The 16,140-nt window shown below is 47.3% G+C and carries 11 protein-coding genes; 3 read left to right on the top strand and 8 right to left on the bottom strand.

The genetic code is table 11. From position 1 onward, the window contains the following. The first annotated feature begins 118 nt into the window (after positions 1 to 118). Complete coding sequence (locus tag RIH33_RS03420; protein WP_406653681.1) at positions 119 to 748, top strand: HAD family hydrolase; 630 nt, start codon at positions 119 to 121, stop codon at positions 746 to 748. Continuing rightward, entirely contained in the window at positions 741 to 1,913 is a 1,173-nt protein-coding gene (locus RIH33_RS03415) for a site-2 protease family protein (RefSeq protein ID WP_406653679.1), read from the top strand. The genes RIH33_RS03420 and RIH33_RS03415 overlap by 8 nt, the downstream gene beginning before the upstream one ends. Here RIH33_RS03415 and RIH33_RS03410 read toward each other — a convergent pair. The 8 genes from RIH33_RS03410 to RIH33_RS03375 all read right to left on the bottom strand — a co-directional run bounded on the left by RIH33_RS03410 (position 1,903) and on the right by RIH33_RS03375 (position 13,983). Beyond that, positions 1,903 to 3,900 (bottom strand): choice-of-anchor B family protein, encoded by a 1,998-nt coding sequence (locus tag RIH33_RS03410; protein ID WP_406653678.1) that lies wholly within the window; start codon positions 3,898 to 3,900, stop codon positions 1,903 to 1,905. The genes RIH33_RS03415 and RIH33_RS03410 overlap by 11 nt on opposite strands. Beyond that, positions 3,897 to 4,199 (bottom strand): rhodanese-like domain-containing protein, encoded by a 303-nt coding sequence (locus RIH33_RS03405; protein ID WP_406653677.1) that lies wholly within the window; start codon positions 4,197 to 4,199, stop codon positions 3,897 to 3,899. The genes RIH33_RS03410 and RIH33_RS03405 overlap by 4 nt, the downstream gene beginning before the upstream one ends. Continuing rightward, a complete protein-coding gene (locus RIH33_RS03400) occupies positions 4,196 to 6,034 on the bottom strand; it encodes a T9SS type A sorting domain-containing protein (protein WP_406653675.1) in 1,839 nt (612 codons plus the stop codon). Before RIH33_RS03400 ends, RIH33_RS03405 begins: the two co-directional genes overlap by 4 nt. Then, entirely contained in the window at positions 6,034 to 6,882 is an 849-nt protein-coding gene (locus RIH33_RS03395; RefSeq protein ID WP_406653674.1) for a PASTA domain-containing protein, read from the bottom strand. Before RIH33_RS03395 ends, RIH33_RS03400 begins: the two co-directional genes overlap by 1 nt. Before the next feature lie 71 nt (positions 6,883 to 6,953). After that, the gene (locus tag RIH33_RS03390) at positions 6,954 to 9,611 is read right to left on the bottom strand and encodes a D-alanine--D-alanine ligase (RefSeq protein WP_406653672.1); all 2,658 of its coding nucleotides are present in this window, start codon (positions 9,609 to 9,611) and stop codon (positions 6,954 to 6,956) included. 30 nt (positions 9,612 to 9,641) lie between these two features. Next, positions 9,642 to 12,596, bottom strand: a complete 2,955-nt coding sequence (locus tag RIH33_RS03385; RefSeq protein ID WP_406653671.1) for a choice-of-anchor J domain-containing protein — start codon at positions 12,594 to 12,596, stop codon at positions 9,642 to 9,644. A 1-nt stretch (position 12,597) separates the two neighbouring features. Beyond that, positions 12,598 to 12,885, bottom strand: a complete 288-nt coding sequence (locus RIH33_RS03380; protein ID WP_406653670.1) for a NifU family protein — start codon at positions 12,883 to 12,885, stop codon at positions 12,598 to 12,600. 3 nt (positions 12,886 to 12,888) lie between these two features. Beyond that, positions 12,889 to 13,983 carry an Mrp/NBP35 family ATP-binding protein gene (locus RIH33_RS03375; RefSeq protein WP_406653669.1) on the bottom strand — a complete coding sequence of 365 codons (1,095 nt, stop codon included), beginning with the start codon at positions 13,981 to 13,983 and terminating at the stop codon, positions 12,889 to 12,891. Between the two features lie 157 nt (positions 13,984 to 14,140). Here RIH33_RS03375 and RIH33_RS03370 point away from each other — a divergent pair, with 157 nt between their 5' ends. After that, entirely contained in the window at positions 14,141 to 15,940 is a 1,800-nt protein-coding gene (locus tag RIH33_RS03370) for a 7TM diverse intracellular signaling domain-containing protein (protein ID WP_406653667.1), read from the top strand. Positions 15,941 to 16,140: the final 200 nt, after the last annotated feature.

The raw sequence follows: 16,140 nt of genomic DNA, 5'->3' as shown, positions 1-16,140 counted from the left end.
CAGCTCGAACCAGCACTTTCTCGCTTTCGGCTTGATGCACTGTAACAAAAAACAGCCTTACGACTGCCTTTGTTTTGGAGGTGCAATATTAGATATTTGCCGCTAATTAAACAACGAAGTGCCAAAGAGACTATCAGAAATTGACACAATTATTTTCGACCTGGGAGAGGTCATCGTGGATCTGGATCCCCAGGCCGTCATTGCGGAGTTTTCCAGACTGACCAACGGTCGTGGCAGGGACCTGAGGGAGCTGATCGTCGGTTCTCCGTATTTGTACCGCTATGAAACCGGTCAGATCGATGATGCGCAGTTTGTTCATGAGATCAATCAACTCTTTCGCTCTGAGATCTCCCTTTCGGATTTTGAATATGCCTGGAACCTGATGATCAAAGGGATATCCTCCGGTCGCCTGGAGCTGATGCAAAAACTCATGGAATCTCACCGCGTGCTCATCCTCAGCAACACCAATGCCATGCATGAGCGCTACTTCGACGCTATGGTGATGAATCTGGTGGGCAAACCCATGAAGGACTTTGCTCACACAGCCTATTATTCTCATTTGATTGGCTACCGGAAGCCCAATGCCGACATCTATGAGTTTATCATAGGAGAACAGGGCCTTGATCCGCAACGATCGCTTTTCCTGGATGATAAAATAGAAAACATAGAGGCTGCCAGACAGGTTGGTATCAATGCCGAGCAGGTACAGTTCCCAGATCAGATATTCGAAATTCTCATTCATGATTAAAAAACACAAGCAGCTCCTCATTCAAATAGCGCTTTTTTTACTGACGATCATCACTACCACACTGGCTGGTGCAGAATGGATGTACTCCAAATATGTGTTGTGGGTGGATGATGATTTATTGATGACCTGGGACGAATTCATGGGTGGCTTTCAGTTTTCTATCCCTTTTCTTCTCATTCTGACTTTTCACGAGTTTGGTCATTACTTCACGGCCAGGCATCACAATATCCGCGTCACTCTTCCATACTACATCCCCATGTGGCTGGGGTTCATCCTGTCCCCGTCCTTTGGTACCATGGGGGCCTTCATTCGCATCAAGGATCATATCTACAGCCTGAAACACTATTTTGATGTGGGAATCTCCGGTCCGCTGGCTGGTTTTGTGATTGCTATTGGAGTGATTTGGTATGGTTTTGCCAATCTTCCGGAACCAGAGTACATCTATCAGGTGCATCCTGAGTATGAACAGTACGGACTGGACTATGCCGATCATGTTTATGACAATGACAGCACCGCCACATTTCGCTTTGGCTCGAATGCCATTTTCTGGTTTTTTGAGGAATATGTAGCGGATCCAGAGCGAATGCCCCACGAGAATGAAATCATTCACTATCCCTTTTTACTGGCGGGATATCTCGCATTGTTCTTTACCGCACTCAACCTGTTACCCATCGGACAGCTGGATGGTGGTCATATCCTGTTTGGACTGATAGGGGCCAGGCGGCATGAAAAGGTATCAAAGGCACTGTTTGCGCTCTTCCTGTTTTACGCAGGCCTTGGGCTCATTACCATGAAGGACCTGGCAGATGTGGGGCTGGAGAGTTCCCTGCATTTTCTGATATTGATGGTGGCCTATTTATACTTTCTGTTTATCTGTGCGGCCAGTATGTTCAAGAGCAGACAGGATCGATGGATGTTCGCTGCCATTATGTTTACCACTCAGTTTATCGTGCATTACCTCTTTCAGTGGGAAGGATACAGCGGCTGGCTTTTGTTTGGTTTACTATTGGGCAGGTTTATGGGGGTCGTTCATCCTCCCGTACTCGACAATACCCCACTCTCTGCAGAAAGGAAGTTATTGGGCTGGGTAGCATTGATCATATTCATTTTATGCTTTAGCCCCCAGCCCTTTATATTGGAGATACCAGAGTTGCTTACTGAATGATGAGTTTCTTCACCACGAAGGCTTCAGGTGTCTGGATCGAAATGAAGTAAAGCCCATGGCGCAGGTGATTGAGTCCGATGACATGGGCTCCCCGTGTAATGGCTTGCTGATGTGAAAGCTTGCCAGAGCTGTCCCGGATTTCCAGCATCCCGCTTTCCTGACTGAAGACATTGACCAGGTCTGATGAAGGGTTTGGAAAAATATTGAAATACTTTGATTCATCATCGAGACCAGTGACTACAAATGTTTCCTTCGTAAGCTCCGCTGTTTCACACTCATTGGTCGCGGTGAGGGTCACATTAAACACGCCATATTCAAAAGTGTGGGTGGGATTTTCCTCATCGGAGGTACTGCCATCTCCAAAGTCCCAGGCGTAAGATTGTGCTCCGCTGCTCTCGTTAGTGAATTGCACCGTGCCGGGTGTGGTCTCCGTAAAGTTGAAAGCAACTACCAGCGGCTCGCCTTTGATGGCATATGAGGTGGGAAAAGAATAGTGAAGTGCACCATTTGGATCTGTGATTTTACACCTCAGAATATCTCCTTCGTAGTTGTTTTGAGCCATGATTTTGAGCTCATTGGTTTGAGCCCCACTGATTTGATTGTCGTCACCCAGATTCACATATGTTGTGCCGTTGAACCACTGCCACTGATAGGTATGGCCACTTCCGGTTGCTTCCACCACGAATGAGATTTCTTCATTCTCACAACCCTCTTTGTCGCCAGGGTGAGTGGCTATGATGTCATCGTCCAAATCGAGCCGTAGGACAAACAATCCGTTGTTCATGTCTGATACGATGATCGTTCCGCTTTCAAAATACGGGTAGTTACTCCAGGTACCTCCGAACTCAATCACATCAGCTGCCGGATAGGTATCGAAATATGCCCGCTCCCGCAGTTTTCCGTCAGCCACCTGAGCCATATCCAGCACCCTCAGGCCGCTAAAATAGTTCGATTCATAGGCGAGTCCGTTGTGGGTATAGAGGTTGTGGTCAATGGCCGCTGCATTGTTGTAATATTCGCCAAGGAGTACAGGTGCGTCCAGGTCTTCTATGTCCCATATGAGTGTGCGCGGATTAAATCCATGGGCGTTTTCGTCCAACTCGTCATTGGACAGGAAAAAACGATGATCCTCTGAGAGCCAGCCCTGATGGGTGTATGAAACCCGATCATATCCGGTGCGGCTAATCATGGACATGTTGTCCTTGTCATCCACATTCACGATGGTAAACGTGTCTTCATTGGAATTGAAGCATATTTCCTGGCCCTGATAGTCTGCATCCGCTCCCTGATAGATGACGCATTGGGCATCATGGGTATATCCGTCGGTGCTGAAGCAAGCCTCGAATTTAGGATTCTTCGGGTCATTGATGTCGATCACGTGCAGACCGCCACTGCATTTGGTGCCACCATCTGATATCCCAACCACATAGGCAAACCCGGTTGCTTCATTGATCACTATGTTGTGTGCCGAACCGAATTCTTCATACTGAGCATCTGCTTTAAATTTTACGGCGGTGCTGCCATCCAGCCCTCTGAGTTTGGTCAGATCTAATACCTGCATGCCATGTGCTCCATTGAGGTCACTTACGATGAAGGCGTGGTTATTGAAAGTTTTGACGTCTCGCCAGCTCGATTTTCCGTGCTGCACATCACCAACTCTGCTCACTCGCCCATTGGAGGTGGCGCTCTCTTGCAGCTTACCCAGGTAAAGTGGGTTAGTAGGGACAGTCACGTCCACAAAAGCTACTCCATCTACCAATCCAACCAGTGCATATTCACTTCCTGAGTCTGGGTCTGTCCAACCCCATATGTCATTGAGAAAGTTACCATGATGCTCTACAGCATCTATTTCCTCGGGAATCAGGCGACCCATGAGGGTGATTTGATTGCAGGGGTAGGCCCCGTCTGCCAGGCCGTTTTCACAAGGATATTGGGCATAACCAGTGAAGCTTGTTGCAATCAATGCGGTGATAAGTAATTTTTTCATTTTTGGTTGTTTAGGTACGCTTCTATGCCTCCGATGAGCGATCTCACCTGTCTGAAGCCTTGCTTGGAAAGGTATTTTTTGGCCTGATGGCTTCTGGATCCACTTTTGCAGTGTACAATCACTTCTTTTGCTTTCAGGGGTTCCAGTTCTTTGAGTCTGAGGGGTATGCTGGCAAGTGGGAGAAGCTCGGCGCCAATATTGGATTCATCGTACTCCCAATCCTCACGCACATCGAACAGGGGTAGGGTTTCGCCCTTTTCGAGTCTCGATTTTAATTCTTCCGGGGTAATGTCATTCATTTCCTGATGATCAGTTTTTGGGTGGTAATGGAATTTTTGCTGTTTATTTTTAGCAAATATATCCCATCCTCCAAAAATGAAAGATCATAGGATGACCGCTTATCAGATGAATAGACCGCCTGGCCCGAAAGGTTGAAAATAGTTAGTTGATTGAAGTTCCCATTAATGCTGAGCGTACCTGTGGAGGGATTGGGATAGGCTGTGATCTCCGCAAGGGGAGTAGGAGTACTGAGGATAAAAGTAGAATCAAATTCAAAGACCGGACGAATCATGAGTACCCCACTTAGTCGGGTGTTTTGCTCCCAAACGCCCGTCACGTTGGTATAGATATTATTGCTGGCAATGGTGTTGCTTCTGTCAAAGCCCACGCCCAGGTAATTGTCCGTAAACTGCTGATAACCTACGTAGACAGTATCTCTGGTGAGCACGGGCTGACTGAGTTTGATTCGGGTAAATTCATTGAGTCCGGTTGGACTTTGGATGGTATAGGGCTGCCTGGAGAGTATCCTGGCATCGTCCAGGCGGTCCCAAACCAGGATGTCCACGGAACTTCCCGATGGGTCTGGTGCAATGTCAGGAAAGTAGATGTCCACATGAGTGAGTGTATCGGCCTCTTCCAGAGCAAATTTAACCGCTACCTGACCTTTTAGCAGATTGATAGCTGCGGCGAATTCTGCCGTACCATCGTCATAGGCGTAGTGATTGTGCAGGGTGTATCGGGTACGAATGGTGTCATTCACTTTCAGGTTGACAGGAAGAAACACCGTGTCTGACCCATTCACCACTTCAAACAGGTTTTTGTCGCCCGTTTCGTAATAAAAGGTAGACATCATCACCTGAGAGTCCAGTGGGGTGTTATAAGCTTCAATTGCTATATCAGAAGGTCCCAGGACGGTTCTGTATTCCAGCGGATCGAGACCACCCAGGCCGCCATTGCCCATGGAGGTAAAATCATAAACCTCGCCCGTCGTAAGGTTTTCCAGTTGATAGTAGTAATCCAGCGGATGGCCCACGGCCGTTTCTGCGTCGAGGTTGGTAGCCAGTACACTTTGTCCACTCAGGTATTTGGTAGGGTTTCGGAAGAAATGATCTGCCGGTACTTCATAGTAGGGTGAAAACAGAAGTGATGCACTTCCGGAGAGGCTCCTGTCGAAATGCGAAAGATCAGTTTCACTTCTGTCCTGATTGAGGTAGACATAATCGATGTGCCACGTATCAAACGGGCCTTTCAGGCTGCTGAAAGCTTGAAATTTGAACTGAAACCGCTCGTGGAAAAACTCATTACCTGAAACAGGGATGATCACCTGCTGAAAGTAATCGGATGCATTTTCGAGCCCCCCGACCTGTGCCCATTGCGTCACCCACAGCGAGTCCACGGTGGCAAACTGCACACGAATGGAGTCTTTTTCGTCAGGAATCTCGCCGTTGCCTCGGGCTTGCCAGTAGAAGCTGAGGTAGACGGTGGTTTTTTTGAAATTACTGATCTGACTTAAGTCAATCGGCTGAGAAATAAGGCTGTCTGCAGGTCCGCTGAAACCGCTGGCAATGTCGTGCGCCAAGCCGTTTCCTTTCAGTCCGTCAAACGTCGCCACCCGATAGGTGGGTGGGTTTTGAGCCAGGGTGGCATTTACAAACACGTCCCCACCTGTAATCCACAGGAGCGTATCCGGGGTGCCATCCGAGGTGGAGAAGTCATCCCAAAACGGTAAGGTCAGTGAATGCTCAGAGGCCGAACGGAGCTGACGATGATTGGCATTTTGAATGCCTTTAATCGTAAACTGGGCTTGTCCTACACAGGCCAGCGTGAAAAGGATGCTATAGAGGTAGATGCGCACTATTGATCCAGTAGGGTAGGATTGGTATTTAACGAGTCCGGGCTATAGACCCAGAGGTCTACCATCTGGCCAAGGCGCATGCGTACTCCGGCGCTAGGTTGTTGCTTGAAAACTGCCCCTGGTGATACCCTTTGTTCTTTGTAAGTGAAAGTTCCGTCTTCCATTTCGGTTTCTATAACGGCCACACCTTCCTTCTCGTGCTTCGTTTCTCCTATTTTTAATCCGGAGCCCACAATGGCAAATTGCGCACTTTCGAGATCCAACCCGATAAGGTTAGGTGATTCCAGGGATTGCTTTCCGAGTCCATCACCCACCACCAGGTCAATAACGGAGCCTTTTGGTATGCGTTCGCCCTCCAGTACCTCACGTCCATCAGTTCTCTGTTCCAGTACATAATTGAGGGCCAGGTCTGGTACATACCTGATCTCTCCCAGTTCCAGGTCGTAAGTCTTGAGTACGAGCTGAGCATTTTTCACCGATCCGCTCACCAGTTTAGGCATCCTTACCAGCGGTGCCCTTTCGGCATTGAGGGTCACATAGATTTTTCGATTTTCTTTTACCTTGGCATTGGGCTGAGGAAATTGCTTCAAGACGGCCAATGGTGGCATGTTGGCAGAAAACCCGGAATCTGCAGTCACTTCATAACGAAGGTCACGGATTCCCAGAAAGTCATCCAGTTCATCCACTGTAATGCCGCGCACATCTGGTACGGTGATCGTTTCCCCATGATTGGTACTCATAGGCAGATACATGAAAAAGAAAATGAAGATGAAAACAACCCCCAAACCAACGATAATGAAAGCGTGAAGCGCCAGGTCTTTCCAGGAGTCGACTTTAAAAATGGACATAAATAGCTATACGTTCTGGTCTTGTTGAAAATCGAAGATAAACAAACTGTAAATCTTTCATTGAGGGCTTGTCATTTTTCCACCTGATGTCTGGCAAACCCATATTGAATGATCTGGTCTATAAACTCATAAGGCTTCATATTATTGAGTGCAGCCTGATGAAAAATGGCGGTTGCAGGGGTCATTCCTGGCAGCGAATTAATCTCTATGATGATGGTGTCTACTTTCTGCCCTGTGATTCGCACAAAAGCGTCGATCCGGCAGTAGCCCTCTACCTGAATGGTTCGTGCTGTTTTCTCCAGGGTCTCTTTTACGGATCGGGCAATGGTGGCATATCCCTCAGGAGTGTCTGCAAACCTGGCGGGGGTAATGTTCTGACCTTCACCGGCAAGAAATTTTTCCTCAAGGGAAAGCACCTCCCCGGAAGCCAGGGCCTCAGAAGGTTCAAACACTTCATAGTGGAGACTGCCATCTGGCTGTAGCCGGGTGAGCATGCCACCGGTGATCTCCAGAAATTTATCCGCTCCTTCAGCACTGATCAGGGACTCTACAAGGAAGAAGTTTTTCTGAGGAAACTCTTCGTTGGCCTTCAGGTTCAGTGTCTTCATGGGCTGCGGAAGAAAGGCCTCTTCACTTCTAAACATCATTTCGGCGAAAGCCTCCAATTCCGCCCGGGTTTTGATCTTTTTCACTGCAGAGGAGCACCCGTCATCTGCCGGTTTGGCAATGAGCGGCAGACTGAATCGCGAAGTGATGGATTCGATGGTTTTTTCAGGGTTTTGCTGGTAGTCTTCCTGATAGACGAGCATATGATCGGCCACCAGGATGCCATTGGCCCTGAGGAGCTCGTTAGTGTCGTATTTATTAATGGAGATTCTGGAACTATCCACTCCAGAGCCATTGTAGGGGACATTTCTCAGCTCCAGTTGCTCCTGCACCGCACCATCTTCTCCGGGCCTGCCATGCAAAGCAATAAAAGCAAAATCTACCCGGGTAGCCAGCTGGTCATAGGTGAGCGACTCCAGCTGCAGCGCTTCTTCATAGGCAAACTGGGTCATCAGGTGATGGGCTTTTTTTCTGATCCCAGCAATTACCGGATGGGTGACCTCAGTGTGTTGGGTGATTTTCTCACGGATATCATCAGCATTGTCCTTCAGCATGATGTTGATCGGTAACTGATAAAGCAGGTGCTGTGATTCATCACCGGTCAGGAAAACCGGAATGGGCAGGTATTTACCGGAGGATGCCAGCTTTTCGTAAATGTTTCGTCCACTTTCCACACTAATGTGTCTTTCGGAAGAGAAACCACCCATGATCACTGCCACTTTGATCTTCTCTCCCTGATGAGCCGCTGCCTGCAGCAGGTTGGCCTGCAGGGTTTGTGCTAGTGTTAAAAGGTGATAGATCTTTTTACCAGCATTGAGTCTGGCGGAGATACTTCTGGAAATGATATAGGTAAGAAACTGTGAGGGGTTGAAACCGATCTCTGCTGCCTGATGAAAAAAGAAAGAAGAGGGCAGCATCCCCGAGGTAGTGTTGGGGTCATTCAGAAAAATAGCACCCTCAGCCGTAAAAAAACCATCGATCCTGGCATATACCTGACTGTGGAGCGCCGTGAAAAGGGCCTCTGATTTCCTCATGATCCTCACAATGTCCTGCTCAGGCAGGTCTATGGGAGTGATCTTGCGGCTAATTCCAGGAAGATATTTGGAGCGGTAGTCAAAGAGATCCGTGCGTTTTTTGATTTCTGTCGGGGGCAGGGCCATTGGGGCGCCAGCCTCGTTTTCGATGACAATACACGAAAACTCGCGGCCTTCGATGAATGACTCTACCAGTACGAGCGCCTCTCCATTGGGAGACTCCAGTTCCAGGTTGGCTTCTTCGCTTTGATCGAGCAACTGCCATAGTTTCTCAGGGTGATAAACCATTTGTCCGGCGGCCAGCACAGGAAACCCGAGACCCTCCCGTATGTCTGTAAATGTGATCAGGAGGTTGCGCTTTTGTTCATCTGACTTTGCTTTCCAACTTGCTATCTCAATGGTTTCTATAAAAAATGACCGATTGAGCCCTGCCTGTAACGTAACTCGATCCTCGGCAATACTCACACCAATGGAGGAGCCCTGGTGAGGTGCTTTGATGACCATCGGGTAGGTAAACTCCTGCTCCAGGTTTTGAATGACTGTATTTTTGCTGGTGAGCCACAGGGAACGTTCTACGGTGGTGCTCTTTGGTGTCTCAAAACCAGCGGTTTTCAGGACCCGTTTTTGCACCTCTTTGTCAATACCGATACTGCTGGGCAGTATGCCTGCTCCGGAATAGGGGATTCCATACCACTCCAGAATGCCCTGAATGTTTCCATCTTCACCATAAGGCCCATGCAGGGCAAGAAAGGCAAAATCGATATGCCTTGACAGCTCATCCGGAGTAATTTTTTGTCCGACAGCTGCCATGCTTTTCTCCAGGCGATCTGGTTCTTCCAGCAGCGACTCGGCGTATACCTGAAAGAAATGGGGGCTGGGGGGCAGGTGCTCTGCCGATGGATAGAAATCCCTGATTGTACCCTTGTAGAGGTATTGCCAGTCCAGTAGTATGAAGTTGCCCAGACTATCTATGAAAATGGGTACAGGGGTAAAAAGCGTTTTGTTAAGATTATCGTAGACGGTACGTCCGCCGGCAAATGAAATCTCTCTTTCGCGAGACTGACCTCCAAAAATAATTCCTATCCTCATGGGCGGTAAAATTAACCTGATTTGGGATTTCTATTGTCTGATAAACAATCTTTTGGTGTAGCTAATATCAGGACCACTTACATGAAGAATGTAGAAGCCACTTTGAGACGGTGCTTTGAGATTGATCGTTTGATTGATGATGTTGCTAAAGTTCTGATCGAAGAGCACTTTGCCACTGATATCTATGAGTTGGAGGTTGATGGTTTGTTTGTCTGGAAGGTTAAAGGCGACATTAAACTCTGTGGTAGCAGGGTTGGGATAAAGTTGCACCTGGTTCTGAAACTCAGGGAGTCCCGGGTCATTAGAGGTGAGCACATTGATGTTGTCCAGGTAGAGTCTGTTGCCATTGCCGTTGGAAAAGACCAGCGCAATCCGGAGCTCCGGCCAGTTCATGTATTCAGTGATATCAATAAAGGCCGTCTTCCAGTCTTCTCTTGATTCGGGCACCCATTCGGTGTTGCTTACCTTCACAGCCAGCTGCTCAGAGTTGAGGCTGAGGAGCTCTTTTTCAAAGGTTTTTCCACAATTCAAAGACAGAAGTACCTTCAGGTTGTCATTAAATCCCGTGCGCTGACCATAGGAGTAATCGAACCGAATTGCCCCCTGGCTGTAAGGGCCGGTTTGGAGGGTGGGTGAAATCAGGTAACTCTTACTGATGGTTTCATTGCCATAGCTCATAGAAGCCAACACGGTGTCCTTATTCACGCGCAATACTTCAAATAGGGGAACTCCTGTAGGATCCACAACAATCCAGCTTTGATTTTCAAAAGTTTCCTGTACGGGAATGGCGTCTTCTGCGTCATTCACCAGCCCGTAAAAAGTTTTCTGATCATTGGCGGCCTGTTCGTCCTGCCGTCCGTTCACCTGACTAATGGTGAAGATGAACTCATTGAAGCCCTCTGCCATATACTCAGAGGTGTTCACCATAAAGGTTTCTGAATGACCGGAAGGTAAGAAAAGGTCATGGAATTCTTCCATAAAAGTAACCCCATTCACTTCCACCTGAAACTCAATGTCCCTGACATCTTCATACCCATAATTTTTGATCTCCACCAGCGGGAAAGCCGATTGCTCACAGCTTACCACAGGCAGGTTTTCCACTGATTTGATTCCTATATCATATGCCAGCAGGTTTGCTGACGTCACTGAGATGTTGTCCAGATAGATGTTGTTGCCCCCACCATTTACCCCTGCAAAGGCTATTTGTACCTGCTCTTCACCTGCAAATTTCGTCAGGTTGAGGTTGACGCTTTCCCAGTCGGAAAGTTCATCGGGTATGAAGCTGAAATCGCTGGTGCCAGCGGTGCGCAGGTTTTTGCCATAGCGCTCAAATACCATGTCCTGAAGAAGAAAATCCTGCCCGCAGTTGGTGGAAACCAACACAATGAGCCCATCCAGGTTTTCCGAAAAACGGGAAGCGTATGCGTAGCTGAAGTCCAGCTGTACAGAGGTGAGTGCTGAGAAATCAAGGGTGGGCGTGATCAGGAAATCCTGATAACCAAAATTGGCGGTTTGATTGTAAAAAGGAAGAACTGCCGCCTGATTGGAAGGTGTGGAGTCAGGTGCTGTGGTGAAGGTCCATGCCGACTGGTCTCCGGTTTCGGTGATCTTGTAGTAACTGTTGCCTGCCTCAAAATCTTCAAAAAACGGAACCACCTTAGGGAGAAACGGAGCAATGGTTACTGTAAGGCTGTTGTTTTGATCATTTCCATCGGGGCCGCCATTTACCTGAGTGACCACAAAGGTGAATTCATTAGCCTCCTGATCATTCAAAAACAGAGGGGTAAAATTGATTTCCGTTGTCTCGCCTGTAGTTAATGGTACGTTTGAACTGAGGGTTTCTTGCAGAGTGCCCTCATGGAAAAGAGCCACCCTGAAAGTAGTGATGGCATTGAGGCCATAATTTCTCACCTGAATTCCCGGAGTTACCGTACTTGCGCATTGAGATTGGGTGGGAGCTATAGCCGATCGTATTCCCAGGTCGTTATTGGTGAGTACAGGCTCCAGCAGGCCCGGAGAGGTGAGGAGCGAAGCCCTTCTGGGGCTTTCTTCCAGTACGGTGTGCATCCTCTGCTTTTGGCAGGTGGTAAAAAGGTTCATGCACACGTCATCTGTATAGTCCATGAAGTTTTGGATCATGTCTTTGGTGTCGCAGGAGATTTTATCTTTGGGGCAACCTGTGGATGAGCCTGAGGCAGGTGGCGTGTCTTCACAAAAATCATCGACCCCACAGCCTCCATCGCCCCAAATGTGGCGCAAACCCAGGTAATGACCGATCTCGTGGGTGGCGGTACGCCCTTTGCTATCGAAGCTGCCGGTGTTTTCATTGATACCGGTCCATGCATAATCCAGCACCACACCATCCGTAGACTTGTAGTTTTCCAGCTCCGAGGCGATGCCCGGGAGGTTGGAAAACGGGAACTGAGCATAGCCGAGGTTGCCCTGGCTCAGATCGGTAACGTAGATATTCAGGTAGTCATTTTGTGGCCAGTAGCTCTCTGAGGTCAGCAAGGCATCCTCTGAGGGGCTGTAGGTGGATTTGGAGCCCTGAAGCCTCACGATTCCGCTGGTCGGCAGACCTTCAGGATCCTGTTTGGCCAGGACAAACTGAATTTCTGCATCGGCTGCCACACTCTGATATTCAGCAGGGGTTTCAGAGGCGTCAGCATTGGTTCGGCTAAAATCTTCGTTGATGATTTGCAGCTGCTCAAGTATTTTGTCATCGGGGATGTTGGAGCCAGAGCCTACCGGGCTACCATCGTGTATAATGTGGAAAACAACAGGGACTTGATACACAGTGGCTCTTTGTGCGGAAACAGATTGCAGTGCTTTCTTTTCCTGAATACACTTTTTTAGCCAGCCTTCAAAGTCAGATTGAACTTCTGTTCTTCTAACATTGGCATTCAGCTGATTGGTCGCACATCTCTCCTGTCCTTTACTTATGCCAAAGGAAAACAGCAGCAAGAACAGTAGAACCCCCCGCATTTTACATCATGGTTTCAGGTAATTTGGCACGGGGATCATCCGGGGTAGTAATGTTGATGGCCTCAACTCCTCTGATTTCAGGAATTGCTCTTTTGATTGCCTCTTCCACTCCAGCCCTGAGGGTCATGGTGGACATAGGGCATGAGCCACAATTGCCCAAAAGTTCAAGTTTGACGATCTGATCTTCAGTCACCTCGAGTATTTTGACGTTACCACCATCGGCTTCCAGATACGGTCTTATAGTGTCCAGTGCAGACTCTATTTTTTCCAATAATTCAAGATTAGCCATGTTTTAAACGTTTATTTCTACTTTTTTAGTCTTTGCTTCTGAGGCATTTCTGATGGCCACCTGCTGGGCCAGCGATTGAGATAAATTCCTGAATGCATCAGCAGTCACATCGTCTTTGAGTACTGCCGGATAGCCTGCATCCCCACTTTCTCTGATGCTCTGCACCAGAGGAATCTGTCCAAGCAGTGGGATATTGAATTTATCAGCCAACTGCTTGCCGCCATTTTCACCGAAAATATAGTACTTATTATCGGGAAGTTCCTCAGGTGTGAAATATGCCATGTTCTCCACGACCCCCAAAACAGGTACATTGATCTGGGGTTGTCTGAACATTGCAATTCCTTTTTGGGCATCTGCGAGGGCCACTTTTTGAGGAGTGGTGACTACAATGGCTCCGGTGACGGGTACACTCTGCACAAGGGTAAGGTGAATGTCACTGGTGCCTGGAGGAAGGTCGATCAGGAGGTAATCCAGTTCTCCCCAAACGGTATCCCCCAGAAATTGCTTCAGTGCAGAACTGGCCATGGGCCCCCTCCAAACCACAGCATTTTCTGGCGGTGCCAGGAAGCCAATGGACATTAGCTTAACACCATACTGCTCGATGGGTATGATTTTATTCTGACCATCCACCTGTGTCACACTTGGCTGCTCAAATTCGCAATTGAACATGGTGGGGACCGATGGGCCAAAGATATCCGCATCAATCAACCCCACAGAGGCTCCGGTTTTAGCCAGTGCTACAGCCAGGTTGGCCGCTACAGTGGATTTACCCACGCCTCCTTTACCAGAAGCCACGGCAATGATATTCTTCACGCCGGGAAGCATGGGCGCATTCTGCCGGACGGTGGTCACTGTGCTTGACATTTCTATCTCAAGGGTGATTTCCTCACCAAAGTGTTTGGTAATGGCCTTTTCACAATCTTTTCTGATAAGTTCTTTCAGGGGACAGGCGGGGGTAGTGAGCATCACAGTAAACCTGATCGCTTTTTCTCCTGCCTGGATGTTATGAATCATATTCAGTGTGACCAGATCTTTCTTCAGATCCGGATCCTGAACTTCACTTAGCGCAATTAATATATTGTCTCTGCTTATCTCCATTACCTAACTTAATTCAGGTGCAATGTTAATCAAGGGATTTCTGACCTCAAACTTATGTCTCTCCTCATTAATGCGTTTCTGCCCGAAATAGTTTGACAGAGGACAAATTGTGGGAAATTCTTGTTGGTTATCTTTAAGTTTCCATAGCACCGATGATATGATTTATTTGTGGTTTCATTTACTTCTTTATGCTACACCCGTTGTGATCGCTCCGGGAACACATGAGCTGCAACTAAAAATCAGGGACATAGAGTTTTACGAAGATCGGTTTACCACCCTCACCTTTGAGGATGTGTCAGCCACAGATTTTCAAACTAAGTTCAACAAGAACCTGAATTTTACTCCTCAGGATTATAACACCGGTTCGGCCTACTGGATGAAAATAAAATTGGTCATCCCTGAAGGCGAGACCAACTACCTGCTTGAGTTTTTTGACCAGACCATTGATACCCTGCAGGTCTATTTGAGCCATGAAGGGAGGGCTTTCAAGGAATACACCATGGGGGATATGCTTCCTTTTCAGGAAAAACCCATGGCCCACAAGAATTTTGAAATTCAGTTGACCGGATCTGGCGAGTATCTCCTTTATTTCAGGGTGGTGAGTCATGAGTATGCGGATATAAGGGTGGGCATCAGGAGCTACAACCGATTCGTGGAGTATGCCCTGGCGGAGTATTACCTCTACGGCATTTTTTATGGGATGATTCTGATAATATCACTCTACAACATGCTGATCTATTCGGCCATGAGGGAGATCAAATACCTCTACTACACTTTTTACATCATCAGTGTGGGGGTATTTGCCATGAGTGTGGATGGGGTGGGGTATCAATACCTGTGGCGCAACAGTCCCGAATGGAATCAGGTGGCTCATGGGGTTTCTCTGTTTGCCATTATTTTCTGGGCGATCCTATTCTCCAAGAAATTTCTAAACCTCAAAATCAGGGCTCCAAAAATCAATAACCTGTTAAATGTGGTGTTTGGGTTAAGAATCCTTCTTTTTGTCTACGCGCTCTTTTTTGATCATTCCATATTCCAGAATCGAAACATTGAACTGATCCCGCTGATCATCATTTTTGCAGGGAGCATCTCGGTATTCAACAGAGGATACAAACCGGCTCGCTTTTTTATCGTCGCTTTCGGAGTGCTCTTCCTTGGGTTTATTCTCAAGGCCATGCTCATGCTTTCACTAATCCCATTCACCACTCTGACTTACTATAGTCTTCATATTTGTTTTGTTTTTGAAATGCTCTTCCTTTCTTTCGCTTTGAGCGATCGGGTGAGGATTTTGAAAGAAAACCGGGACCGTGCCCACAAAAGAATCATTTTACAGCATGAGGAGAATGCGAAGCTGAAGGATCGGATGAATGCTCAGTTGGAGTCACTGGTGGAGCAGCGTACTGCAGAGCTGAAGGAAAAAAACACGCTGCTCTCACAACAAAAAGTGGAGATCTCTGAAATCAATTCCCTGTTGGATCTGGATAACTGGAGGCTTAGAAATAACATTAAGTCCATACAGATGGAGCGTCTTCAGAATAAGGAACTCACTTATAAAGAGTTTGTTGAGGTCTTTTCGGACAAAAACGATTGTCTGCGTGCACTAAGTAATTTTAAATGGAGGAGTAATTATAGTTGTGCGAGATGTGAAAACACGGTGTACAGTGAGGGGTCGGCCCCTTTTAGCAGAAGATGCACCAAATGCGGTTATCAGGAGTCGCCTACTACCAAGACGCTCTTCCATGGCATCAAATTTCCTCTGGAAAAAGCATTCTATATACTCTACGACAGTTTCAACAAAGACCAGTACTCGCTGGTGGAATTCTCAGATAGGTTAGAATTGAGGAAAAACACTATTTCGGATTTCAAGAAACGAATCAAGGGGCTGACAGAAGAGGAAAAACGCGCCCTTCACGAAATTTTTAAAAACCTGGAAGATTTCGTTCCAAGCCAAAAATAATTATTGTATAAAATCAAGAATTTTTTAATGGGGTTATGGTTGTGATTAAAGCGATCCATCATATGTCGTAAATTGGTTTTGAATTTATATCAAAATATTTTTCATGAGATTAAAGCGATATATTGATTAAAGAGCTGCGGGATATTAATTTCATGTTTATTGGATTATTCTTAGATATGAAAATGATAATTTTTTTGAAA

It is taken from the genome of Marinoscillum sp. (assembly GCF_040222955.1).
Classification (GTDB): domain Bacteria; phylum Bacteroidota; class Bacteroidia; order Cytophagales; family Cyclobacteriaceae; genus Marinoscillum.
The sequence above is the reverse complement of the archived record's forward strand: the minus strand, read 5'-3'. Positions and strand labels throughout refer to the sequence as shown.

Bases quoted from the DNA above. Each gene is read 5' to 3' on its own strand.
- RIH33_RS03410 (WP_406653678.1), bottom strand. From the start codon at position 3,900: ATGAAAAAATTACTTATCACCGCATTGATTGCAACAAGCTTCACTGGT.
- RIH33_RS03415 (WP_406653679.1), top strand. From the start codon at position 741: ATGATTAAAAAACACAAGCAGCTCCTCATTCAAATAGCGCTTTTTTTA.
- RIH33_RS03395 (WP_406653674.1), bottom strand. From the start codon at position 6,882: ATGTCCATTTTTAAAGTCGACTCCTGGAAAGACCTGGCGCTTCACGCT.
- RIH33_RS03380 (WP_406653670.1), bottom strand. From the start codon at position 12,885: ATGGCTAATCTTGAATTATTGGAAAAAATAGAGTCTGCACTGGACACT.
- RIH33_RS03405 (WP_406653677.1), bottom strand. From the start codon at position 4,199: ATGAATGACATTACCCCGGAAGAATTAAAATCGAGACTCGAAAAGGGC.
- RIH33_RS03385 (WP_406653671.1), bottom strand. From the start codon at position 12,596: ATGCGGGGGGTTCTACTGTTCTTGCTGCTGTTTTCCTTTGGCATAAGT.
- RIH33_RS03390 (WP_406653672.1), bottom strand. From the start codon at position 9,611: ATGAGGATAGGAATTATTTTTGGAGGTCAGTCTCGCGAAAGAGAGATT.
- RIH33_RS03370 (WP_406653667.1), top strand. From the start codon at position 14,141: ATGATTTATTTGTGGTTTCATTTACTTCTTTATGCTACACCCGTTGTG.
- RIH33_RS03375 (WP_406653669.1), bottom strand. From the start codon at position 13,983: ATGGAGATAAGCAGAGACAATATATTAATTGCGCTAAGTGAAGTTCAG.